The organism is Halorhodospira abdelmalekii (assembly GCF_016583625.1).
GTDB lineage: Bacteria > Pseudomonadota > Gammaproteobacteria > Nitrococcales > Halorhodospiraceae > Halorhodospira > Halorhodospira abdelmalekii.
The window spans coordinates 1-22,309 of record NZ_NRRN01000049.1 but is presented as its reverse complement, the minus strand read 5'-3'; the positions used below and the strand labels follow the sequence as shown (position 1 = coordinate 22,309).

The 22,309-nt window shown below is 61.6% G+C and carries 19 protein-coding genes; all 19 read right to left on the bottom strand.

From position 1 onward, the window contains the following. Positions 1–250: 250 nt before the first annotated feature. The gene (locus tag CKO15_RS11175; protein ID WP_200196219.1) at positions 251–553 is read right to left on the bottom strand and encodes a type II toxin-antitoxin system RelE/ParE family toxin; all 303 of its coding nucleotides are present in this window, start codon (positions 551–553) and stop codon (positions 251–253) included. Continuing rightward, positions 550–831 carry a type II toxin-antitoxin system Phd/YefM family antitoxin gene (locus CKO15_RS11170; protein WP_200196217.1) on the bottom strand — a complete coding sequence of 94 codons (282 nt, stop codon included), beginning with the start codon at positions 829–831 and terminating at the stop codon, positions 550–552. Before CKO15_RS11170 ends, CKO15_RS11175 begins: the two co-directional genes overlap by 4 nt. Positions 832–973: 142 nt before the next feature. Beyond that, positions 974–1,189 (bottom strand): BrnA antitoxin family protein, encoded by a 216-nt coding sequence (locus CKO15_RS11165; protein WP_200196214.1) that lies wholly within the window; start codon positions 1,187–1,189, stop codon positions 974–976. Then, the gene (locus tag CKO15_RS11160; RefSeq protein ID WP_096409104.1) at positions 1,186–1,473 is read right to left on the bottom strand and encodes a BrnT family toxin; all 288 of its coding nucleotides are present in this window, start codon (positions 1,471–1,473) and stop codon (positions 1,186–1,188) included. Before CKO15_RS11160 ends, CKO15_RS11165 begins: the two co-directional genes overlap by 4 nt. Positions 1,474–1,560: 87 nt before the next feature. Next, the gene (locus CKO15_RS11155) at positions 1,561–1,884 is read right to left on the bottom strand and encodes an addiction module antidote protein (RefSeq protein ID WP_200196212.1); all 324 of its coding nucleotides are present in this window, start codon (positions 1,882–1,884) and stop codon (positions 1,561–1,563) included. Next, positions 1,877–2,185, bottom strand: a complete 309-nt coding sequence (locus tag CKO15_RS11150; RefSeq protein WP_200196210.1) for a type II toxin-antitoxin system RelE/ParE family toxin — start codon at positions 2,183–2,185, stop codon at positions 1,877–1,879. The genes CKO15_RS11155 and CKO15_RS11150 overlap by 8 nt, the downstream gene beginning before the upstream one ends. A 99-nt stretch (positions 2,186–2,284) precedes the next feature. Further along, on the bottom strand, positions 2,285–3,313 hold the full coding sequence (locus CKO15_RS11145) for a hypothetical protein (RefSeq protein ID WP_200196208.1): 1,029 nt from the start codon (positions 3,311–3,313) through the stop codon (positions 2,285–2,287). Between the two features lie 25 nt (positions 3,314–3,338). Further along, positions 3,339–4,001 carry a hypothetical protein gene (locus CKO15_RS11140; protein WP_207124063.1) on the bottom strand — a complete coding sequence of 221 codons (663 nt, stop codon included), beginning with the start codon at positions 3,999–4,001 and terminating at the stop codon, positions 3,339–3,341. Then, positions 3,988–5,049 carry a hypothetical protein gene (locus CKO15_RS11135; protein ID WP_200196205.1) on the bottom strand — a complete coding sequence of 354 codons (1,062 nt, stop codon included), beginning with the start codon at positions 5,047–5,049 and terminating at the stop codon, positions 3,988–3,990. Before CKO15_RS11135 ends, CKO15_RS11140 begins: the two co-directional genes overlap by 14 nt. Before the next feature lie 39 nt (positions 5,050–5,088). Continuing rightward, a complete protein-coding gene (locus CKO15_RS11130) occupies positions 5,089–5,430 on the bottom strand; it encodes an addiction module antidote protein (protein WP_200196203.1) in 342 nt (113 codons plus the stop codon). Between the two features lie 4 nt (positions 5,431–5,434). Further along, positions 5,435–5,731 carry a type II toxin-antitoxin system RelE/ParE family toxin gene (locus CKO15_RS11125; RefSeq protein WP_200196201.1) on the bottom strand — a complete coding sequence of 99 codons (297 nt, stop codon included), beginning with the start codon at positions 5,729–5,731 and terminating at the stop codon, positions 5,435–5,437. 146 nt (positions 5,732–5,877) lie between these two features. Next, positions 5,878–6,276, bottom strand: coding sequence for a hypothetical protein (locus CKO15_RS11120; protein ID WP_200196198.1), 399 nt, complete (start codon positions 6,274–6,276; stop codon positions 5,878–5,880). A 1,080-nt stretch (positions 6,277–7,356) separates the two neighbouring features. Next, entirely contained in the window at positions 7,357–11,589 is a 4,233-nt protein-coding gene (locus CKO15_RS11115) for a type VI secretion protein IcmF/TssM N-terminal domain-containing protein (RefSeq protein ID WP_200196196.1), read from the bottom strand. A gap of 297 nt (positions 11,590–11,886) precedes the next feature. After that, positions 11,887–12,882 carry a type IVB secretion system protein IcmH/DotU gene (gene icmH, locus CKO15_RS11110; RefSeq protein WP_200196194.1) on the bottom strand — a complete coding sequence of 332 codons (996 nt, stop codon included), beginning with the start codon at positions 12,880–12,882 and terminating at the stop codon, positions 11,887–11,889. 82 nt (positions 12,883–12,964) lie between these two features. Beyond that, positions 12,965–14,464 (bottom strand): type VI secretion system baseplate subunit TssK, encoded by a 1,500-nt coding sequence (gene tssK / locus CKO15_RS11105; protein ID WP_200196184.1) that lies wholly within the window; start codon positions 14,462–14,464, stop codon positions 12,965–12,967. Then, complete coding sequence (gene tssJ, locus CKO15_RS11100) at positions 14,407–15,207, bottom strand: type VI secretion system lipoprotein TssJ (protein WP_274600147.1); 801 nt, start codon at positions 15,205–15,207, stop codon at positions 14,407–14,409. Before tssJ ends, tssK begins: the two co-directional genes overlap by 58 nt. Beyond that, on the bottom strand, positions 15,194–19,345 hold the full coding sequence (locus tag CKO15_RS11095) for a PAAR-like domain-containing protein (protein WP_200196175.1): 4,152 nt from the start codon (positions 19,343–19,345) through the stop codon (positions 15,194–15,196). The genes tssJ and CKO15_RS11095 overlap by 14 nt, the downstream gene beginning before the upstream one ends. A gap of 6 nt (positions 19,346–19,351) precedes the next feature. Beyond that, positions 19,352–21,028 carry a hypothetical protein gene (locus tag CKO15_RS11090; RefSeq protein WP_200196172.1) on the bottom strand — a complete coding sequence of 559 codons (1,677 nt, stop codon included), beginning with the start codon at positions 21,026–21,028 and terminating at the stop codon, positions 19,352–19,354. After that, the gene (locus CKO15_RS11085) at positions 21,018–22,151 is read right to left on the bottom strand and encodes a DUF2169 domain-containing protein (protein WP_200196170.1); all 1,134 of its coding nucleotides are present in this window, start codon (positions 22,149–22,151) and stop codon (positions 21,018–21,020) included. Before CKO15_RS11085 ends, CKO15_RS11090 begins: the two co-directional genes overlap by 11 nt. Positions 22,152–22,309: the final 158 nt, after the last annotated feature.

Genomic DNA, 22,309 nt, shown 5'->3' with positions numbered 1-22,309 from the left:
GTTCCAAGCCGTGCGGTACGCAATCCCCTTCTGTTTCGCCCACGCGCTTAACTTGGTACTCTTCATGCGGAGAATATTGGCATAGACAAGCATGTTCGTCTATCTATTTTTGCAACTGTTTGAACCCTTGCCCGACGGGGACTTCCACCCCGCAAGATACGCCGAGCTTTGCTCGGCGCGATAACGCCCGGCTCACGCGCCGGTTTGGAGCCGCGAAGCGGCGGAAAATCGGTCGCCGTGTAGCCGGTGGTTATGTTGCGTCATCATCGAGCTCGGACACCCGCAATAGCTGACTACCGCGACGCACAGTCAGAATATCAATCTGATCTTTGATGCTGTAAATTACCCGGTACGCTCCAAATATCAGCTCCCTGATGCGAGGTGATTCCACCTCGGGAACCATGCGTCCACTTTTAGGGAAATCAGCTAACCGGTCTACCGTGTCAAATAAATCGTCTACCCACCTTACCGCAGCATCCAGATTATCTTCTGCAATATACCGAGCTATGTCCTCGACTCGCTCCAGCGCAAGCGGGGACCAGACGATCTTCATTGGGCCAGCCCGCTCAAAATCCGAGCCTTCGCATCTTCATGCCCAATACCATCCCCGGAAGCTATCTGTTCTTCCGCCTTATACACTTCTTCTAGTATTTCCAGACGTTCTTGCATCTTCTCGTACTCGTGAACATCCACCAGTACTGCAACACCACGACCTCTTTGTGTCAGCACCATAGGACGACGGTTCTCATGGAGCTGCTTCACGAATGTGGCCACCCCTGCACGAAATTCAGACAGAGGACGGATATCTTCATCTACTCGAACCCTTGACATGGAAGTCACCTCAGTACGTTCTGGCGTACATCTAAGAGTACAACATCTCTTGAAGGCAAGCAAGGTGTCTGTGGGAAGAAACATAACGCGAGCCATCAGCCGCGCGAGGTACGAGCGTCGGCTGCATGGCTTTGTTGGGCGATTAACGCCATGACAAGTCAGGCCTCCTTCCGCGGGCCATGCAATCGCGCAAATAGAGATTGATCAAACTCTGATACGGAATCCCCGTTTCTTCCGAAAGCTGCTTGAAATACTCCACGACGTCGTCGCCCATGCGAATCGTCACCTGTCGCTTTAACTTCGAAGCGTACGGGTTGCGACGCGACTTCATCTTCGAAAAATCATACTCATCTTTCATAGCGGCGGACCTTCGTAATACTTACGCTCATTGGTAGTCGCTTTCCGCGCGGAAATGATTCTGATGACATCTCCGCCGGAACGCTCGCAGTGGCATACGACCAGAATCCGTAGTGCATTGCTCAAACCAAGCATAATGAACCGCTCTTCGCTAGACGAATGTTCTTCATCGAAGAACTGCCGCGCATATTCATCAAAGAATACGGATTTCGCTTCTTCAAAAGAAATGCCGTGCTTCTCGAGATTTGCACGCGCCTTTTGCGGATCCCAATCAAAACCTATCATACATACATTGTATGCACGGACTACCGCTTGGTCAACCGCGTCATGTGCAGGAGTTCATGGCCCAACGGCAATGCTCAACGGCGCGCGTCAGCGCGTCCGTTGAAGCTCTTTGTTGGAATCGCTCATTTTATGGGTTGGTGACGCGTGTATTTCCACGCCCAAAGCACGCACTACTTTCAGGACAGTATCGTAACGTGGCTTAGCTCCTGGAGTTAGCGCCTTGTACAGACTTTCTCTTCCAAGTCCTGCGTCGCGGGCCAGTTGGGCCATTCCCCGCGCCTTCGCTACATCTCCGACTGCCATCAGGAATACATTTGGATCTTCATCTTCAAGTGCAGCGTCAAGATACTCAGCAATGACCTCATCATTATCAAGGTACTCGGCTGCATCGAACTTAGTCAGCTTACTCATCACTGTGCCCTCGGTACTTCTCAGCTAATTCAGAGGCCTTGGCGATATCCTTCGACTGCGTCGATTTATCGCCGCCGCACAAAAGCAGATATATCGTTTCTCCTTCGCGCGAGTAGTACACCCTGTAGCCAGGGCCATAGTGGATTCGCATTTCCGATACACGTCTTCCGACCGACTCACAATCTCCGAAATTGCCTCCCTCCGCAGACCGAATCCGAGCAACAATACGGGCCTTTCCCACCGGATCGCGCAGCTTCTTCAGCCACTTATCGAATTCTGGTGTGCGGAGGAATGTATACATCCGCCAATAGTATCCGTCTGGATACGGCTAGTCAATGCCCGAGAGGATTCCAACGCTCAGCTTAACCTGACCGGATTTGAAGCGCAGCGGAAAATTCGGTCAGGTTGAAGCTGTTGTTAAATGCTCTCCCCACCCTTTCATCGAGCCATCCTGCCACACATACTGGCTATAATGCAGGGGAAGGTCATATTGCGCCCGGAGGAACTCAAGATAAGACTCATCTTTTTGCGTCATGGGAGCGTCTCCCATTATAACTAACTCGCAGCTTTTCTTGGTTTTGGAATAATGAGCATACTCCAGCAGTTGCCCTATCGCCTCCCGCATGCAGCGCTTTGCAGTAGGTGCAGTCTTTATTTCAATGAGAGTAGTGCCTTTATCGGTTTCAATCGAAAGATCGACATGGCCCCTCTCATAAAAAACACGGCCTACCCCGAATTGATCTACAAGAAGGTCATAAACCCGATTTTGTAGCCTAACATGGGTTGGATCGTATTCCCCGCCCTCTTGTACCGCGCGTTTCCGAGATTGTTCCGACCGTTTCTTCTGGCTATTTGGCGCAATTCCTTCGGTTTCACTTATTGATGGAAGCGTCCCGTCCCAGTTGAACGGTTGGTATCGGGAATTTCGTGAAATCGTATGTCCTGGATCGGCAACCAGCATCGGGTCAAAGAGCTCCACATCCTCTGGCTTAAATCGAATATTAATTACGCCGCCTTCATTCAACCCGCCAGCATTAAAAGGCTCGACGCCTAGAACTTCACAGTCTTTTTCCATCTGTTTGATCCAGCCACGCCATTTAAACTCACGAAATACGTTTTTTGTTTCGGCCAAGGTGGGAATGTATGCTTCTCGTATCACACCAACTATAAGGCGATCCTTGTCTGGAGTTACCGTATAGAGGCAAAGAGACGTAGTCTCGCCAGCGTACTTAGAATGGAACTTCCCTATCGGCTGAACGAATCCGTACCTGTAACCATCTATCATCCATTCATAGTTGAAGAGCCATTCCTCGTGACCGTAGCCATGTTCTGCAACATAGCTATCACCGGTCTCCAGTTCTGCGGCCTCCCCTGTAGGCCGCCTCCATCCTGCGGTATTCCAACAGATTCGGCATAGCTTCATCTTCATGATTTCCTCCATTTAACGCCAGCCATCAGCCGCGCGAGGTACGAGCGTCAGCTGAATGGCCTTGTTGGGCCGTGCCAAGAACACGCTTCGGTTTCACTTTCGTAACCCTTTTATCGTCAATTTGATTGAGCTCTTCAATCAATGCCGAGTATTTTTCGGAACTAAACGATTCATTCATCTTCCAGGCAGCAGTATAGATAATCCAGCAACGCCTGGCCGACTCTTCTCTCAGCACCGAAATTCGGCTATTTGCCCTTTCAGGAGTGACGGGACTGCCCATTAAGTCTCTGTGGAGGACACTCATGTTCGACTCGCATTGTGAAATTAAAGCGATATCCTGAGGTCGCAAATACTTTCCATAACTGCCGACAAGAACGCCTCCGAAATGTTCAGGAGGATCAATATTCGCTCTTAACAATTCTCCCAGCGACTTCGAGTCTTTCTCCTCAAATGACAACAAGTCACTTTCCAAAGCCTTGGCCCTTGCAGAAAGCATCGAAACATAGTGATCAGACCGAACATACAAGGCGTCGAGCATGGACTTATACGCTCTATACTGCGCCCGCCTTTCTACAAGGTACGACCCCGTCACACCAGCGAAAGCACCGAGCAATGTGGGAAAAAAGCCCTCTAGCATAATGTCACCAGTCCATTCTTGCGGCCCAACGCTAAGCTCAACTGCCGCCATGCAGCGCAAGCGGAATGGTGGTCAGTTGGAGCGCATTGTTAGCTTCAGATTCCGAATATACTTCAATAGTACCGAAATCAATATCTCCGACCTCAATCAGCTCAGAGTGTATATTCCTCAGCATCTCAATTTTTTCAAGAATTTCAAAAAGTCTCTGCGAAAACTCAACTCTTTTGTCTGTAGATTTATCAATCGCGCCTAAATTGATTGATATTTCATATTTTTCAGGCACTTGATATTGACGATTGTAGTCATAATAAGAGTCTTTTTTCTCAAAAAAACAACGCTTTATAAAGCCCATAAAATCCATTGGCGAAGAAAACCTAGAGTCATGCTTGATAAGTCTCTCAATCTCTTTCATTCCATTCTTTTCTGATAGCAAATACCTAGCGTACAACGAATTGTGCATTGGAATTATGTTTGTGCCTTCTTTATTCACACTAGAGTCTGCAAGCAGTTGCTCATATATGTGCCGCACCTGATTATCAAGGCCTGCAATTTTTCTACCTGCAATGGTATCTTTAGATACGTTTTTATCATGAATCCAATACGCACTAATTAGATATACAAAAATTATATTCAAATAAGAGTCAAGCATTTCTATACAGCTCTTAATGTCTGTTTTTTCCAGATCACTTACATTTATAGCGTTAAGAAAGACTCCAACACGTTTTTCAAATACTGAAGATGCATCAAGAGACTTAGAGTTAAGCTCATCTAAGCGAGATTTGTGGTCTCTATAGTATGTCAGGCTATCAATGACTGTTTGATATTTTTCGGATAGATCTTGAAAAATCTCAACATTTCTAGTTTCAATGAGTGCCTCTATTACTGGGCGAATATCAGCCTGATATATATAGGTACTGTTAATTTGTATAATTGACGGTGGGAGAACATCGTCTTGGATGCTCGTCACAGGCAAATGCCTGACAATCCTTCCTTCTTTATCTCTTATAAGTGAAATATCTTCTTTTTGAAAGCGAGCATCCTTTAGACCCGCCTCTATGTCCGAACTTGTTAGCAGCGAGTACTTCTTCTTTTCACTCATACAATTTCTCTATAGTCGAATATAAAGCTAACGCCCAATTCACGCGCCAGCATCGCTGGTCGCGTGCAATTGATTGTTAGAAGGCGGTTGTCGAGGGGTTTGCACAGTGATCTGCAAGCCGAGCGCCTTTGCGATTTTTACGACTGTACTGAACGTAGGGTTACCTTCCGGTGATAAGGCTTTGTACAAGCCTTCCCGGGTAAGTCCCGCATCTCGTGCAATTTGGCTCATGTTCCTGGCACGCGCGATAACACTCAACGCATGCAAAATGAATGCAGGATCGTCACCGGCTTCCTCGATACAGGCCTCAAAATACAGTTGAATATCTTCCTCTGTTTCCAAGTGCTCTGCCGACTCCCAGCGCGTAGTTTTGATACCCATAGCCTTATACCTCCAACTGCTTGGCAATTTCTTTGGCTTTGGCGATATCAGCTTTCTGAGAACTTTTGTCGCCGCCGGATAGAAGTATCACGACAACAGCGTCTTTCTGTACAAAATAGACTCTGTAACCGGGCCCGTAGAAGATTCGCAACTCACTCACGCCTTCCCCGACGGGTGCCACATCGCCGAAATGGCCCATTTCGACTCGATCAATCCGGGCCTGAATTCGAGCCTTTGCCCGCCGGTCCTTGAGGGACCTGAACCATTTCTTGAATCTAGCCGTCGTCCTGACTTCTATCATATGGTAACTGTAGTTCACATGCCGAAATGTGTCAACTATGGTTCACGCCGGCCTTCTAACGTCTCCGCTAACCCGCGCCGCCTTATGCGTCTCCGCGAAGCGCCCAGTAACTTTCCGGCGTCGGGTTTAGCGGCTTGTTAGGCGATTCACTTTCCCGATACAGAACCTTCGCCCTCTATAATGTTTAGCCATTTCCTGAATTCACTCCGTGGCATTTCCGCCAGCCGCTGAACTTCTGTGCTCGAACTCACCGACCCAAGCATGTTGAACAGGGCAGCGAATGCGATAATTTGGTAGTAAAATGACGCAAATGCCGGGCTGACAAGGAAATCGGGCTTCACCGAGAGCGGGCAATCCTCACTGTATTCCGGCGGCAGTGGAAGTCCGTCGGGAACGCAGGCGTTAATATTATTCAGCAATTCATGCTGCTGCTCTAGAGAGCTCTTTAGCTTTTCCCCAACGTATTCAAGGGGCGGCCCATTCCTTATTTCTTCTTTCTCATATGCGGGGCCGTTTGTGCTCTTCATTACGTCATCGAAATTCATCTAGTCTCCTTGAGAGAACGAGCCTAACAGTATATTAAAAAGAATCGTCCTTCTCCAGGAAAGACAGACTCTGTATAACTTTGGCTCAGACCTTGAGCCCTCTGGGCTTTCCAAGTAATCCCCAGTCGCACGGATTCGCGGCTTCTAATGCTTAACCCCCCCATGCATGAACAGCAGGGCTTTCAAAGCGTGGGGGTGATCATCGCTTGGTCCACTTTGTCAAACAGCACCCAACCATTATCCTCCGGGACTCATTCACACTGCTGAAGCATGGCGGTGGTCGAGCGCTTTTCCTGGGAGCGCCGGCGTCCTCGCCGGCACGCGCGAGAAGAATGCCAGCGTTGACGCCGGCGCTCCCAGGAAGCAGCGCTCTCAGCCGGCGACCGCTGTCCTCCGCTACGTGGCGGGCTTGTGGACCAATGAATGATCAAAGCCCTAAGCGCGCAAGAAAGTCATTTTTGTATCAACAACTTGGAGGGCTGCTCGCGGTATTCTCAGGTGACAGTTTCAACCCCTAGTTGCTGCGGCAGTGCGCTATCAAGCGGTTGCAGATGAGCAGCAGTTTATCCGCGCCTTTCCTCACCAGCAACTGGCCCCCCTTCCCCGTTCTGCTTACGATATCTCGGCCTATCTGCCCAAAGCTGGCCAGCCTCCAGCGACCTAGCGCCGTAGAAAAACCTCTACTAAATCAATGCTATAAGGACCCTGTACAAGCTGGAACCCATAGAACGATAGTCGATCTTGACCCCCGCCCGCTCGCTGAAACGTGTGTGCGTGATCCGCGGTACCTGTTCAAGAGCACCTTACGACCAGACGAGACCGAAACTGCTAAGCGGTTGCTCACTGCGCGCCATATCTGCAGCGACCACGCTCACCACCCGCGATAGCTCGTGCTCCGCAACAGTCGCCCGCAGCCACTTCATGCTCGGTCGATGGTTATCGAAGTGGCGGTGATCAAGCGCTTTTCCCGGGAACGCCGACGTTCCCGTCGGCAGACACAAGAAGAATGCCGGCGGGGACGCCGGCGCTCCCAGGAGCCAGCACTCCCATCTTGCTACCGCATTCCGTTCTCAAGCGCCCTCACCGCACCACCCGCCCCGGCAACGCCCAGCGCGACCAGTCCGTCCAGCCGAGCACCGGGGCGCTGCGTTCGGTGCGGATGCGCACTTGCAGGGGGCGGAGGCTATGGCCGTTGAGCGCGGCGCTGTGAAGCTGCCACTCGACCGACCACTCGGCATCGCTGTGGCGGTAGAGCGCTTGCGCCTCGCTGAGCAGCCGCAGCAGCGCCCACTCGCCGTCGACGCGGCGCTGTCCGACTCGGCCGTCGTGCCCGGAGACGGTCACCACCCGGCCACCGGCAAGATCGCCGCTGCTCCAGCTAAACGGCTGCCAGCGCTCCGGTTCGTTGCGGTAGCGCAGCGTCGTGCCGTGCAGATCGAGGCGCATATCGGTCAGGTCGACATTCGCCGCGACCTGCACGCGGTAGTCGAGGTTGATCTCGGCCCGCTCACCGAAGAGCGAGCGCGTGATCCGCTGCGCCTGTTCAAGGGCATCCAGCGTATCGGCCGTCAGCCCGACTCCGGTGCCGCGCCAGCGCCGCTCTTGCCAGCGACCGCCGCGCTGCTGCACGAAGGGCGCCAGCTGCTCGTCGACAAAGCCCCACAGCACCCCGTCGTGGGGGCGGAAGAAGGCCTCGAAATCGCCCACGGCGACGTCGCGACCGTCGCGCTGGAGCGGGAAGCGGCCGGCCAGTTCGGCCCGATACGGCCCGACGACCTCCTGTTGCCAACACTCATTGAGATGGCCGCGCGCCGAGACCAAGATCAGATGCCAGCTGCGCTCCAGCGGCGCGCTCAGCAGCGGTCGCCACTGCTGCCGCAGTTCGTGCGAAAGCCCACCGAGGCTGCGCTCAAGGGCGCCAAAGCCGCTCGCCACCGCGCGTCCATCGCCGCGCCCGCCGATCAGGTCGGCGGCATACGCAGCACTCTGCTCGCCGCCGTCGACCGCCAGCGCCAACTGCTCGATCTCCTGCTGCAGGGCCGATTGGGCGCTCAGATAGCCGACCAGCAGAGCCGGAACCCCGCCCTCCTCCGGCACTGCCAGCAGGGCTGCCAACTCCCGGCCGCGGGCGTCGTAGCGGTAGCGCCCCGGATCGGGCTGCTGCATTCGGGCCAACGAGCCGGCGGCTCCCGCCGCCCGACGTGTTGTGCGACTGAGCGCGCGGCTGCCGGCGGCCTGATCGGCGATATCGCCTAAACTCGAGGGGGCGACCGTGTGGGCAGCGATATGCTCGTTGAGCGCAGCGAGCAGCCGCAGCCACGCCCCATCCTCACCGGCTAGGCGATCGAGGCGCTGAGCGGCATCGTGCAGGGAGGCAAAGCTGGCCGGGCGCAGCGCGCCGATAAAGCGCAGCCACTCGGTCACGAAGGCGTTGATGTAGAGCGCTTCGACCTGCCGGCGCAGCGCCTCGATCTGGGCAGCGGCGAGCGGTGCCTGGTCGGTGGTGGTCGCATCGGCGATCACCCAGTCGCCCTGCCCGACCTCACCGAGGAGTTCGGTTAGACGCGGCTCAAAGTGACGCTCCCAGGCCTCGCCGCCGTAGACCCCGGCGACCGTTGCACTGCTTTGCCACAGCGTTCGATCGCGCCCGGAGACCAGATCAGCGATGCCGATCGCCGGCAGCTGAGCGGCGATCTCGCCGTAGAGGCGCTCGTAGAGCACCGCTGCGCTCAGCGGCGCGGCGAGCTGGTTGGCCGCCTGCTCAATCAAGGCGCGCGATGCTGCCGCCGGCGCCTCTTGTCGCGCCTGCAGCGACCCATTCGACGACTGCGCTTGCTGCGCCTGATCCGCCCGACCCGCCTGATGCACTTGGCTCGACGGGTTCGGTTGCTGCAATTGCTCCTGCTCCGACTGCTGCTGCAGCACCAACGCTAGACTGTGGGCGACGGCCTCGATCTCCGGTGTCGGCAAGATCGCCGTTGGCGATACGCCGTTGCGTCCTGCTGCGACCGCTTCGGCCCGGGTCAACGCAACCGCCAACCGCGGATCGTGGTGCTGGATGCGCTGCAGTGGGAATTGCGCCGCGTGCTGCGGTCCACCCTGCTCCTGCTGCACTGCTGCGGCCTGGCGCAACTGCCAGTAGCGGGCCAGTTCGTTGCTGGCCCGCACGGCGTCGAGGCGCTGCGGATCGGTGGTGAGCATGCGGTAGACGGCGAGCGCCTGGTAGTAGGGGTGACGCAGCCGTTCGCGCTCGCTGCTGGAAGCGTGCGGCCACGCCTGAGCGTAGTCGCGCAGCGCCTCATGGAGGGCCAGGGTGGCCTCCTCCAGCACCGTCTGCTCAACGATCTGGCGCATTACCGGCGCCAACATCGCCTGCTGCAGCGGTGCCGTATCGACCGCTACTGCACGCTCCCAGAGGGGGCGAACCGGGCGCTGCGCCAACACTTGACCGTGTTCGTGCAGCCCGACCAGGGCAGCGATGCGCTGCGCATCGAGGCTCTGCGCATCGCTCAAGACGGCGTGCGCGGCGCTTAGTTGCGCCCCGGCCTCCTCGGCCAAGGCAACTTCGCGGGCGGCGCTCTCGGCCAAGAGGCTGACGGTCAGCGTCACCCCGACCGCTAGCGCGCCGGCGCTGCCGCTCTTCACCCCGCCGTGGAGCAGGGCTCGGCCATCGAGCGGGGCACGTCGCTCACCGTGCGGCAAGATCTGTTGCAGCAGCAGCTGCTCGATGAAGTAACCCAGGCCCGGAGGGGTCGCCGGTCGCTGCCCCCACGGCTCAGCCGAAGGCCCGGCACCGCTGAACAACTGGCCAGACACTGAAGCACCCCACGGCTCAGCGGAGAGCCCGGATGCGCCGAACGGCTGCCCCGGCACGGAGCCTCCGAATGAGGCGGGTGATGCGAACGCATCGAACGGTGCGGAGGGAACGGACGGATCGTGAGCAGCGAATGGACCGAATGAAGCGGATGGAGTCGACGGGGAGTGCGGATCGAACGGCGCGACCCCAGCCGACTTTGGGGCGAACTGGGGGGCGAGCTGGGGGTCAAACTGAGAGGCGGGCTGCGGGGTTTGTTGTGCAGCGGGTTGTGCAGCGGTCTGTGCCGCAGCCGCGGACTGTGCCGCAATCTGTTCAGCGGTCAATACCGCCGCCTGCGCATCGCCTGCAGCACCCGGTGCCCCGGTCAGATAGAGCCCCTCAAGCTGCGGCGCTTGCCGATACGGGTCATCACCGGTTAACCGCTGTAGCCAATCGCCGAGCGGCCGACTGAGCTGCTGCAGCTGCTCGGGAAAGGCGAAGGCGGCGATGCGATCGGGCAGCAGCGTCTGCTCACCGGCGCACTGGAGACGCCGTTCGCCGAGCCCGCTGCTGAGATCGGCAATGGCCGCCGCTGCGGCGGCTCCCCTCTTGCCGGTCAGTGCCACCCCCCACGGCTGCTGGCGCTGCGCCGCGCTCAGGGCGCTGAAGAAGGGCACAAAGCCAGGGAGGGCATCGAGCTGCGTAATGACGATAAAGATCGGCACGCGCTGGCGCAGTGTTGCTCGCAGTTCGGCGAGACGCTCCCGCAGCTGGCGGGCCTGGCGTGCCCGCTCATCGCCACTCGCCGTCTGCAGCCAGCATGCCGAACAGGTGACAACGACGCCGTTGAGCGGGCGCTGCGGGCGCAATCGATAGAGCTCGCTGAGCAGCGCTTGCCACTCACTGTGGCGTTGCTCCTGATCGAGATAGCCGCCACTGGTATCGAGAAAGGCCGCACGCTCGCTCAGCCACCAGTCGCAACAGGCGGTGCCGCCGAGCCCGCGCTGCGCCACCTCAAGCGGCGTGTCGTAGGGAAAGCTCAAGCCCGAGGCTCGCAGCAGAGCGCTCTTGCCCACCCCGGGCGCGCCGAGCAGCAGGTAGAGCGGCAGCCGCTCTAGGCCGTACCGCGACCCCGGACGCACCCCGCACGCCCGCTGCAGCCGCTCGACGCCGTCGGCAAAGGCGTTATGCAGCCGCTCTAAACGCTCCGCCTCCTCGCCGCCCGCGCCGGTTAACGGCTGAAGCGCCTGCACCTGGCGGGAGCGACGCCGCCGCCGCACCAGCGCCATCACCAGCCCCAGCAGCAGGGCAATGGTGAGTAGTGCCGCAACCGCCAGCAGTCGCGGAACCAGCGCAGTGACCCCCAGCCACGGCAACCCCCACCAGGCCAAGGCGGCACTGCCGAGCGCCATCCAGGCGAGCAGCGCGTAGGGGTGTAAGAGCAGGATCAGCAAAACACGGGCAAAGCTGCGCAGCAGCCCGCCTAAGAGACGCATCGGAAGCATGAGGCGTTCCATCGCCACACTCCTTGATCTTATTAATCTTCTTAATCTTCGATCTTCTCCGATCCCGTGATCGGTTCATTGTATTGGGCCGGTCTTCCTGATCCGGCCCTAATGAGACGATTGCTCAGGGCGATTGCTCAGTCGATCCCCTGCTGGCTGGCGGCGCCAGCCCGGAAGAGACTGAGGCTTACCCTCAGTGCCGTTCCACCCCGCCTTCAACCGTCAACGTCAACCGCTCGCATACCGCTCGTAGTCCCCTACTCACGCTCAATCGGCAAACTTCGACCGTCATCCGCCTGTAATCCGCCTCTATTCATCGCCCGCTGCCACCAGTTGCGCCCCGACTGCGGCCACCGCCCTCTCGGCGCTCTCCTGATAGTAGAAGGAGGCCGCCGTCACGATTGCCGTAGCGAGCAACAGCAGCACCCAGTAGGGGCAACGCCAGGCGAAGGTGCGGCGTTGCTGCGGCACCGGCGGCGGCGCCGGCAGATGCAGCGATGGAGGCCCGCCGAAGGCTTCGATTTGCTCGCGCAGTCCCTGCTCTAGGGCGCGCAGCGGTTGCTCGCCGCGCAGGCTGTATGCGCCCTCAAAACCGAGCTGGAGAGCGGCGCAGTAGAGCTTAAGCACCTCCAAGTAGCGCTGCGGATCGCTGCGCAATGCCTCTAAGCGCTCAAAGAAGTGGTGCCCGGCGTTCTGCTCGCCGAAGAGTTCAAGCTGCAGCGGCTGAGCCAGCCAGTGCCCGCGCGCCGACTCATCGACGGCACCGGCCGCGCTCCCGGCCAGCACCGCCTCATCGCTGTAGGCGACCAGGGCAAAGCGGGCTGCCTCAGTCGCCTCCGCCGACCACCCCCAGCTGCGCATCAGTGCGGTCAGCCGCTCCAGCTCACGGCAAAGCTCAGCGCGCACGGCATCGAGGCTGGCAGGTCGCCAGGTCGCGCGGCGAAAGGCAGCGAGTCGGGTCAGCAGCCCGCTAGCTTGCTCAAGCAGCGCTCCAGGATAGGCAGCGCCTGGGCCTGCACTTGCGCTTGCGCTTGCGCCTGCACTTGCGCTTGCGCTTGCTACCCGAGCGGGGCCTCCAGGAGCAGGGCCTAAGCCACTGCCCATGCCTAGACCGAAGCCCATACCTGCACCGCCGCTTTGAACGGCACCAACTCCACCGCCCGCCCGGTAACTCACTCCGCTACCGGTAGCACTGCCACTCTGCGCAGCGGTACCTGCAGCTGCACTAGCGGCCCTCTGCGTCTCGCCCACCGCAGCTGCCGCGCTCAAAACCGCCCCCAGCTTACCCACCAACCGCTGCCACATCGGCCCACCTCCCACTCTCATCGGCCATTTGCCCACTTACCCACGAGTCCACTACCCCACTAGCCCACTGGCCAACTCGCACTCACCCTTCGCCTTCGATGGCGATCATCTCGATCCGCGCCCTCTGCAGGGCGGTCGGAACAAAGAGCGCCAATGAGGCCGCCGCCTGCGCCCGCTCCCAATACTCACCAAAGGGTTGTAAGTGGAAGTACTCATAGCCGCTCTTCACCGGCAGCCGGCTCGGTGGACGCTGGACGTAGCGCAGCTGTACCCCCGGCAACGCCGCCGCGACGATGCGCTCAAGCTCGCTGCGGGCGCCGATCTTCAGCTGCCGCGGAAGCGCCTCGATCCAGGCCAAAGATTCGGCCTGATCACAGCGCACCGCCAGGTAGAGTGCTTGCTCGGTAAAGGTGCGCGCCTCGATCCCCTCGACCAGGCGGACTGCGGCCGACTCGGCGTGCAGGCGGATGCGTCCGAGCCCTTGCGGCATCGCCTCATCAAGCAGGCGCAAGAGCAGCGTATCGAGCTGCGCCATCACCTCGCCGAGGCGGGCGTGGTCGTAGACCGGCCAGACCGGCGGCAAGAGGGACGGGGCTAGCGCGCCTCCGGCATCGCCCCCAAAGCCGGCATCCGCCTCGGCCCCGCTCTCCTCGCCCTCTCCGGCATCGGTGATAAAGCTCGACAGCCCCGCGGCTAGGCGCAGCAAGGCGTTGTAGAGCAGCCACGGATGCGCCTGGAGGTTGCCTTGCAGCGCCTGCAGCTCGGCAACGACTGGGGCCAGAACCTGCAGCAGCAGCAACCGAGCGATCTGCGTCGGGGCAAAGTCATCGAGGCGCCCCGCCGCCGCCTGCTGCCGGCGCAGCAACTCTAAGCGCCCGAGGGTGCGCGTAAAATGCCGCTCCAGCAGCCCACACAAGACCGGCGAGGCGGCCAAGCGACAGCAACTCGGCACGAAGGTAGCGCTCTGCCGACAGGCGGTCTCACTCACCGGCTCAAGGTGAGCGATCGCCAGTGCCGACCAGCCTCCCTCCGGCAGCTCGCCCAGCGAGAGGCGCAGATTGGGGCTCGCTAGCATCACCTCGCGCCGCCGCTCCTCATCAATCTCATCGCCGACCTCGGCAAAGCGCGCTCGCCACCCGGCCGCCGTCGCCGCCGCATCGTAGCCGGGGACCGCGGCGACCCGCTCATTGCTCGGCATCGCCAAGTAGACGATCACCCCTTCAGCCGGCAGATCGCCGACTGCGATCTCAAGCGGGCCGTCGAGCCGTTCATCGAAGCCGAGCAGCCGACCATCGGCAAAGAGCAGCCGACAGGAGAGCAGGCGCAGCGCCCCGCTGGCCAGCGCCATCTCGTCGATCTGCAAATCGATCACCCCGTAGCCGTCGACCATACCGGCCGCCGCGCGCACCTGCTGACTACGCTCCTGATAACGCTCCCAAAGCTGCAGATGCTGCGGGGCCACCAACACCCCTTCCGCCCACACTGGGCGCTCCAACCGTCGCCATCGCTCACTGCGTACCATCTTCACCACCTCACTGCGCGGCCGCTGCTGCGCCCACTCAAACGATGCAGCTCCGGCCATCGGTGCTGCTCTCCGGCTGCAGTCCCACTCGCCGCCACTGTCGTTGCTGTTCCACCTGCTTCGCCCCGTGCGCCCGGTTTACCCGATGCACTCGATGCGCTCGGTTCGCCCAGGCGTAGGCTGGTGCCACTGAGCTGGACCCGCAGACGGCGATCGCCACGCAGCCCAAAGAGCCCACTGGGCAGCGTCTCACTCGCCCGCCAACCGCTGCTCGCTGGCTCACGGTAGAAGGCGACGACCCCAAGCTGCTGTGCAGCAGAGGCCATCGGCAGATCAAGGTGCTCATATTGACGTGGCCGAATCACCACTTCGTGCCGCTCAATCAAGCTGCTGCCAAGCGCCTCTCCATCGTCGAAGAGCAACTCGTCGTAGTCGAGCTGACTGAAGGTCTCGGAACTGTCGAGCTGATAGATGCGCAGCAGCAGCGAGAGTGCATCACCCTCGGCATTGGGGTTGATATCGGCGTCGGCATCGAGCGTGAGGCGGATCTGCGGATTGCAGCCGGTCATCAGCAGCAGACCGAGGGCCAGCGCCCCGACACTACCCCAGCGCGAGCACCATTCACGGTGCGGACGGCGACTCGGTCGGCGGTTTGCGGGGCAAGACGCTTGATGCCCTAAGTGACCCCTTGGTGTACGACCCGATTGGGAGCCTAACTGGAGGCCTGAGTGGGAGCCCGTTTGAGGGCATGATTTGCAGCGTAGCCGACGGCACGCGCTGCAGTTTGTTTCAGTACGGCTCATGGGACAGCACCTCTTCCATGGTGGCAGTCAAGACTTGCTGCGTCGTTCTAGCTCGGCCACGGGTTGCGACCATCGCCACCCAATAGCGCGGTCGCTGCTGCGCATCGGGCTGCGGGGCGTCACCGAGTGGGCCGCGCTGGCGCAGCATGATCAGAATCGTTGTGGCGTGTCCGGGCCACTGCAGATTGCGCATCTCGAGGGTCAGCGTGATCACAGCCTTGGCGGCGTCCGCGCTAAGCTTTACCAACACCGCCGGCGGCACCTCCCAGACGCTGGTCCGGCCCTGCCGATCACGCCAATAGAAGCGCTGCTCGATGGCATCGGCAGAGCGCCAGTCGAACGCCGGCGGTGAGAGATGGAGATCGATGCCGGATAAGCGGGAAAAACGACCTTGAGTGCGCCGATAGTGGGGCTCCACTTGCAGCACAGGGACCGGCGCCAGCAGTACGCTATCAAGTACTGCGTCGATGGCCGACCAGCTATGCCACGCCTCTTTTCGGTTCCGCCCCGCGACCATCGGACCGTGCTCGGCGTAGTCGCGCAGCAGGCGGTGACAGGGGATATCGCGCAGGTCAGCAACACGGTAGTGCGCCTGCAGCAGGAAGCGAACCTGGGCGCGAAAAGGACCGTGGCGATAGAGCTCGCCGAGCGGGCCGTCGCGCAGCAGCTCATAAGCAATCAGCACCACTGCTGCAGCCAGTCCGACCTTACCGCCCAATAGCCCGCGCCCGAGATGGAACAACACCATCGACGCGACGGTCAACGCACTGCCGGCTAACGCTGCAGCCGCAGCGCTGTAGTCGCTGTCTTGCAGCGCGTCGCGGCCGTCGTTCAGGGCCAACACCAAGCCAACGCCACTGGCCGAATTCCCAGCTTGACGGGCCAACGTCCGCCACCAGCGCACGCGCGGATGGGCCGGTCCCCAGCGCCGCTGCTGCTCGCCGGCCACGATTTCGGCAATCAGAGCGGTGCTGCCGCTGGCGGCGGCGAGGGCTGTGAGCAGGTGCGCAAACCCGTCTTGGTCCGCCCCCTCGCGCAGCGCATTCTGCAGCGTCAACAGTTCGTAAGTGGCGAACAGGGCGCGCACCGACTGCCCCACCGTACCGTTAGCGAAGCGCTCTGCGACATCACTCAGCCGGCTACCCGGCTCACGAGCGAGCACCAAACGCTGAAACCGTTGCGGCGGCGGTGCTCTCTTCCCAGCCCGTGGATCGCCGATTACGAATAGGAGTTGCTGTCCGCCATCGCCAGTAAAGAGCGCAGTGTGACCGTCTTGAGCCGGTATTGCAGAGACGCGGCTGTTGTTGTCAGCGGTGATCCCCCCGGTAAGATCGTCGAAGCGGTACTGCCACGCCCGCAGCGTCTCACCGGCAATCTGTGGCTCGGGCAGCAGCTGCTCGGTGACTGCCAACGGCCCTAGGCGCTCGCTGCCAGGCAGCTCCATCTCGCCGATCAGCTTCGGCAGGATGTTGATCACCTGGTAGTCGTAACTGACCGGTTGGGCCAAGACCCTGACCAGTTTCCAAGCCAGACTCAGCCCCTCTTTGGCGGTCACCACACGCGGAGCGTCAGCCAGCATCAACGCCTCTTCCAGCGGCTGTAACGGAGCCGGCGCCTGCGCACACAGCGCTCGTTCGGCTTGCACTCGGCGTGGCACACACGGCCCCCCTGCGCTGCCGCCCGCCCCGGCCAGCGACCCACTGAGCAGACGCTGGGCGACGGCGCTAAGCGGCAGATCGACTGCGAGCGGTGCAGGGCGAACAATCGCCGTCGGTCGCGTTGCGGAACGCGCCACTCGGGAGCGGGGTGATGGCTGGTGCGGGAGCAAGCTGCAGAGCAGCGCCCGGGCACGCTGCAGATCGTCAACATCGATTCGCTGCTCGTCGGCGCTGAGCAGATAGCCGTCGGCTGCCGCCGCTGGCTCGGCGAGCTCGTAGCAGTGGTGGAGCAGCGCGGCGACTCCAGAGAGGCGTCGGCGCGGCGTGTTATCGAGATAGTCATTCAGGGCTGCGGCGTAGCGCTCGCTGCTGAGCAGGGCCAAGCGCTGCCGCCGCAGTGCAATGATCTCAGCGCGCAATTCCGCCCGCGGGCCGACTGCAAGCAGGTGTTCCAGCAAGAGACGATCGGGGGGGCGCTCGCCGAAGCCCACTGCACCGTCGATGAAGGCGAGTCGGTAAAAGGCCGCCGCGAGCTCGTGCAGAGCGAGTACCGGCTCTTCGCAAGCTGCGGCGGTGGTCGTTGTTGCCGTAGTGCTCGTCTCTGCCGCAGCGGAAACATCGGCACCGGGCACTGCGGCGGCTGTAACGTCGCCACAACGATCACCGTCAGCGGTGGCAGTGGCAGTGGCAGTGGCAGTGACCGTGGCATTGGCATTGGCATTGGCATTGGCATCATCACCCACAAACGACTCCGGGGCGCATCCAGTCTGCAACGCTGTGACCCACGCCTCTAACTCGGTATGGCGCGCCACCTGAGCACGCGCCAAGCGGCGTGCCTCGCCGAGCGGGTCGTCGAGATAGAGCACCGGGATGCCGCTCTCGGCGTAGGGCAGCAAATCTTCGCGCACGGGGTCGGGCTCGCCAGATTCGGGATCGGCGTCGACGAACTCATCGGCGCGTGCAAGCAGCCCCGGCCCACTCAGCGCGGTAACGCTTGGCTCTTCACCGAGGGCGGCACTGAGATCAATGCGCAGCAGGCGCTTCGCATCGCCTGGCGGGGGACGATCGGCTGTCGCTGCTGGCTCTGGACCGCCTGCCTGGGGAACTGCGTCGGGCGCTGTGTGACCCTCTGCCCGCGGATCGTCCGGATGGAGACCGCCGAAGCTCAGCACCTGCGCCCACGACCACTGCACCGGACTGTAGAGTGCTTCGAGGAGCACCGGCTCACCGGCCAGCCGCTGTGGCAGCATTACTACGGCCCGCCCCTCACCGCTCGCCCGCCGCTCATCGCCGCGCTCGTAGGCCAGATTGACCTCGTGCGCCATCCCGTGCTCATCGAGCCACAACTCACGCCACAGTGCCCGGGTTCCGCCTTGCTGCCAGAAGAGATAGACCCAGCCGCCGTAACCGTGCCCACCGCTGCGCCGCCCCGCTTCGCCGCCGCCGTTGGTGCGCAGCAGGGTTGGCACCAGCACCGTCGGCAACGAGAGCGGGGCTGCGGCTTCGGCGACGAGCGCCCCGGGGACCGGTGGCGGCGCGGTCTCTGCTGCGGGATCGGGCGACTCGGTCTCTTCTCCGTTGCCAGTATTCTGGTCTGCTCCTTGACCAGCACCAGATTCGGAACCCTGGTCCTTTCCGGGGCCGGAACCGGCTCCGGCACCGGAGCCGCCGGCCTCCCCCTCCGCAGCCCCGTTCGCGGTGGCTCCGTCTCCCACCGCTGCAGACATGGCAGAATCGGGCACCCACGCCGCTTGCTGAGCGCCTAGGCTGAGCGGCACTGTGAGTTTGCCGTAGCGCCGATCGCGGTCGCTCCAGCTCAGACGGACTGTCTCGGTCTGCTCCGGCAACTCGACAGCCGCGACCAGCCAACCACCCTCCGCACCGCCGAACGCCCAGCACAACGGTCGCTCGCGCTGCCAACTCGGGGCACTATCATCATCCGAGGTCGGTTCACCTTCGAAGAGCAGCGCACCGGGCAGCGGTGCTTGCGCATTGCCGACGATGCCGACCGCGGTGACGGGGCACGGCTGCTCAGCCGGCAACGGATCGTAGGCCGCGAGTTGCGGCGGCACCGCCAACGCCTGGATCAGTGGCGCCGGAGCAGTGTTGTCGCTATTCGAGACCATCTGCTCGAAGGCGCGCACCACCGGCACGCCCTCGACAAAGACATCGGGCGAGCCGCCGAGAAAGGTCGCCTCCCCCTGCTGCGTCCCCGAGACGATACCGCCGCGATCGCCGCTCTCATCGCCGTAAGAGGTGGCGAAGCAGGAGCTCTCGACACAGAGTGGATGGCCGCCGACGAAGACACTCGTCGCCGTCGCCGCGGCATCTTCGCTGTGCGCCAAGTTGGTGTAAGGGATCGGGATCACGGAGCTGCCGACCGTGGTGTTGCAGATATCGGTCGTCAGCAGACGCCCTCCGGAGGCGGCGTGGACGAGGGTCAAACCGTTGGCACTGACTGTTGGCTGGGAGTGAGACATCGCTCGCTAGCTTCCTGAAGAGGGTGAGGGCAAAGGGGATGAGGAGGACAAAGAGTGGACAGACGCCGTGGGGGCCGAAAGCGCCGGTGGCATCGTGGGCACCGGCAGTGTCCCGGACACTGGCATTGAGGATGTGGAGGGCGTGTTCGCGACGACTTGCCGCGCTGAGGCTGACCAACCGGAGTGACCTGAATGACCTACATGGCCCGGGTTGCCCGGATGACCCGGATGACCCGGATGACTTAGGACGATCGCACCCGCACCGTGCGCCCCACCGCCGCCGTAGAGCGCCAGTACGTTCGAAGATGGCGACCCAGGCTCAATTCCAGATTCCGGTCCAGACCCAAGACCGGAGTCAAACTCAGGACCACGCTCAGATCCAACCTCAGACCCAGGCCCAGGGCCAGGCCCAGGCCCAGGCCGGGGATTAAGCTCAGACCCCGATGCGTGCAGACGCCCCAAAGCCAGCGCCAGCAACAGTGGCAAACCGGCCGCGCCGGCGTAGCCGATACCACGCCAGGCCGGCAGGCGCTCGCAGCGGGGGATCGCGCGCAGTGACGGCAGGCTGCGGTGCAAGTTAGCGGCAAGCTGTTGCTCGGCCGCGGTGGCGCCGAGCAAGGAGAGCTCAGCTTGGCACGGCTGCGGTATGCCGTTCAGAAGGCGTTGCAGTCCTTCTACCCACACTCCGGTTGTGACTCGAGCACCGGCCCCAGCAGGTTCGCCACGGTGCCCAGGATGCTCGGGCTGTGCGGGATGGCCGGTTTGCCCCGCGAGCGGCACGGTGCAGTGCAACACAGCAGCAGGTGCCGCTGATGGAATAGCGGATCGGCATTTATTTGCCCGGTCATTTGCCCGGTCATTTGCCCGGTCATTTGCATAGCCAGTCGCCCGATCATGCACTCGGTTATCCGCACGGTCATGCGCCCGATCCTGCGCATCAGTCTTAGCGTCCACACCGGCGGCATTGGCCACCCCGCTCGCACCCGCCCTCCTATCAGCCACACGACTCAACAACACCGCCGCCGCCGCATCGGCTGGCGCCAAGCCGTGCGCCTGTCGAGCGTTGCGGCGCAGCGCCTGCAGCTGCGGATCGGCCACCACTGCATCGGCCGCACAGGCATCGACCCCAATAACCAGGACCGAAGACACCGCACCACTGGCGATGGCGTAAGCCGCCGCGGTCACCACCCAGAGCGGAGCCGTGGCCTCAGGGATCGCCCACCACGCCGCTTGACGCAGTTGCGGCAGTGCTGCGAGGAGTGGTGCCTGCAGCGCTGGCAGCGACCCGGCTCGACGTTGCCGTGCTCGTCCGACGCGGTGATCCGAAGCCGGCAGTACCGCGACGATCGACGGCGCCTCTGCACTGTTCAGGCGCGCTGCGAGGGCCGGTTCTAGCGAGTTGATCAACCATTCAGTCCGTTCGCCGTAGCTGCGCCCGATGAGCGCACGACTGCTGAGCACCGGCACGGGTGCGTGCTCAGCCCGACCGCCACCGGCGCTGACCCCGCTTGGCTGCGTCTTCACCTGCGCTGCAGCGGTCGCCGCATAGAGGCTGTAGGGATCGGAACCGCCGGTCGCGAAGAGAGCCGGCACCTCGATGGCGACCTGCCCCGCTGAGTCGATCCACCCATCGCGCCCAACACCGAGCGCCACGGCCCGTGCCACGGCCTGCTCAAAACGCATCGAATCGCCCCACCCTATCGACTTGCACCAGGTCAACTTGCACCAGATCGACGTGCAGCAGGCTGGCTGAAGCGCACGCGGCGTCGCTGAGCCACGTTCGCCAGCTCAGATCGACCGTCAGCCTCTCCCCTGTAGTCACCGCGACGGTATCGAGCGCCAGCGGCACGGCTCGACTGCCGCCGGCGGCGCCTGCCAATGCCAGCCGCGGTGTAAGTCCCGGCAAAGACCACGTCGCCGCAAGCCCACCGGCGGTTGCTGGCGAGAGCCCGTAGAGGGTCAAACACTCATCGCCGCGCAGCGGCTCGGGGAGTTGCTGATCGTCGGGAGCGGCGTTGTGGACTGCCGGGTGGGGTCGTTGCAGGTAATCGAGGCGACCGCGGCGATAGGCCTCCTCGTCGAGACGGCCACAGCGCTCGGCACGCGGCGCCCACGCCTGCGCCAACGGCCCGAGTCCGGCGGGCTGACCGCCGCGGCTGCACAGGTTTGGCCAGACCCACTGCGGCTGCGGCTCGCCGGCGGTGAGTTCGCCACCCCACGGGCAGTGACCGCACCCGACCGGATTCAGCGCATAGCCTTGCCCCAACTGCCCCTGTGCCGCATAGCTCGGCCCGCCGTAAGCAAGTTCATAGTGCAGCGGCACCGGACCGATCAACGGCTCTACGCCTGACGCCATTCCGCTTGCAGCGCGAGAGGATCGGGCACCGATCACCCAGATGCGCTTCTCTAGCAACAGCCGATCGGTGGCACTGCTAAGGGCGAAGCCGGCCACACTGCTCTGCTGCCCAGGGACCGGATAGGCGGCGCCGTAGATCACCACCTCGGCACCGCGCTTAAACGGCACCAAGTCGGCGGCGGCGCTCACCGAACTGCTCTGCGGTCTACCGTGAAAGCGCTCAACCGGCTCGATGGGGGGCGGGGTCGAGGCCGGCTGCAAGGTCTTTGAGTCCGCCTGGGGATGGAGCCGCAGCTTGAGCACCACCCCGACCCCCTTCTTCCCGTGCACACCGCTCGCCGGCCAGAGGCTGTGCGCCAGCTCTTTCGGCGCCACTACGCTAAGCACGCCCCACCCCCGCGCCACGCTGCCCGGCGCCACGCTGCCCGGCGCCAAAATAGCCGGCCACACCAGAACGCCCCGAAACGGCGTAGAGACCTAAGGAGACACTGATTTATTCCGGCCCTGCCGTTCCGCTGTCGGTCCGGAGTTGAGATAATACGGCTCTGGCCCACAACCGAGAGTGCGCCCCCGATGCAATCGAGCTTCTCTGATCTGGAATATGCCGC

What these genes read in the sequence shown, in the direction of transcription:
- CKO15_RS11120 (WP_200196198.1), bottom strand. Translation starts at nt 6,276, where the DNA reads ATGAATTTCGATGACGTAATGAAGAGCACAAACGGCCCCGCATATGAG.
- CKO15_RS11130 (WP_200196203.1), bottom strand. Translation starts at nt 5,430, where the DNA reads ATGGGTATCAAAACTACGCGCTGGGAGTCGGCAGAGCACTTGGAAACA.
- CKO15_RS11155 (WP_200196212.1), bottom strand. Translation starts at nt 1,884, where the DNA reads ATGAGTAAGCTGACTAAGTTCGATGCAGCCGAGTACCTTGATAATGAT.
- CKO15_RS11170 (WP_200196217.1), bottom strand. Translation starts at nt 831, where the DNA reads ATGTCAAGGGTTCGAGTAGATGAAGATATCCGTCCTCTGTCTGAATTT.
- CKO15_RS11135 (WP_200196205.1), bottom strand. Translation starts at nt 5,049, where the DNA reads ATGAGTGAAAAGAAGAAGTACTCGCTGCTAACAAGTTCGGACATAGAG.
- CKO15_RS11140 (WP_207124063.1), bottom strand. Translation starts at nt 4,001, where the DNA reads ATGGCGGCAGTTGAGCTTAGCGTTGGGCCGCAAGAATGGACTGGTGAC.
- CKO15_RS11125 (WP_200196201.1), bottom strand. Translation starts at nt 5,731, where the DNA reads ATGATAGAAGTCAGGACGACGGCTAGATTCAAGAAATGGTTCAGGTCC.
- icmH (WP_200196194.1), bottom strand. Translation starts at nt 12,882, where the DNA reads ATGTGGCAGCGGTTGGTGGGTAAGCTGGGGGCGGTTTTGAGCGCGGCA.
- CKO15_RS11175 (WP_200196219.1), bottom strand. Translation starts at nt 553, where the DNA reads ATGAAGATCGTCTGGTCCCCGCTTGCGCTGGAGCGAGTCGAGGACATA.
- CKO15_RS11095 (WP_200196175.1), bottom strand. Translation starts at nt 19,345, where the DNA reads ATGTCTCACTCCCAGCCAACAGTCAGTGCCAACGGTTTGACCCTCGTC.
- CKO15_RS11145 (WP_200196208.1), bottom strand. Translation starts at nt 3,313, where the DNA reads ATGAAGATGAAGCTATGCCGAATCTGTTGGAATACCGCAGGATGGAGG.
- CKO15_RS11165 (WP_200196214.1), bottom strand. Translation starts at nt 1,189, where the DNA reads ATGAAAGATGAGTATGATTTTTCGAAGATGAAGTCGCGTCGCAACCCG.
- CKO15_RS11150 (WP_200196210.1), bottom strand. Translation starts at nt 2,185, where the DNA reads ATGTATACATTCCTCCGCACACCAGAATTCGATAAGTGGCTGAAGAAG.
- tssK (WP_200196184.1), bottom strand. Translation starts at nt 14,464, where the DNA reads ATGGCCGGAGCTGCATCGTTTGAGTGGGCGCAGCAGCGGCCGCGCAGT.
- CKO15_RS11160 (WP_096409104.1), bottom strand. Translation starts at nt 1,473, where the DNA reads ATGATAGGTTTTGATTGGGATCCGCAAAAGGCGCGTGCAAATCTCGAG.
- tssJ (WP_274600147.1), bottom strand. Translation starts at nt 15,207, where the DNA reads ATGAGCCGTACTGAAACAAACTGCAGCGCGTGCCGTCGGCTACGCTGC.
- CKO15_RS11090 (WP_200196172.1), bottom strand. Translation starts at nt 21,028, where the DNA reads ATGCGTTTTGAGCAGGCCGTGGCACGGGCCGTGGCGCTCGGTGTTGGG.
- CKO15_RS11115 (WP_200196196.1), bottom strand. Translation starts at nt 11,589, where the DNA reads ATGGAACGCCTCATGCTTCCGATGCGTCTCTTAGGCGGGCTGCTGCGC.